Below are 370 nucleotides of genomic sequence, written 5' to 3'. Positions count from 1 at the left end.
ACTTACAGCTCCCCGAAGCATATCGGTGTTAGTACCGTCCTTCATCGGCTCCTAGTGCCAAGGCATTCACCGTGCGCCCTTATTAACTTAACCTAAAAGTTAAAAAGTTCTTACGCATACAACCGAAATTGTATGTTGAATTACTTGAATGTTTATTGCTTTCAATGTCGTTTTATCCAGTTTTCAAAGAACAAAGTTTGCTTTGTGAAAGTAATCACAAAAACAAGGTTTTGAAAGTATCGCCTTCTATAAAGAAGATGAACCTTCAAAACTGAACGCAAAACGTCAACTTACAAACCCAAGGTTTGTATTCCGTGATTATCCTTAGAAAGGAGGTGATCCAGCCGCACCTTCCGATACGGCTACCTTG

At 39.7% G+C, this 370-nt stretch carries 1 rRNA gene; it reads right to left on the bottom strand.

The features are described 5' to 3' along the window. A 23S ribosomal RNA gene (locus M9R32_RS16035) occupies positions 1 to 93 on the bottom strand; the annotation flags it as partial. Positions 94 to 370: the final 277 nt, after the last annotated feature.

Source organism: Paenisporosarcina quisquiliarum, from assembly GCF_027563315.1.
GTDB lineage: Bacteria > Bacillota > Bacilli > Bacillales_A > Planococcaceae > Paenisporosarcina > Paenisporosarcina quisquiliarum.
This window is presented reverse-complemented; position numbering and strand designations above follow the sequence as displayed.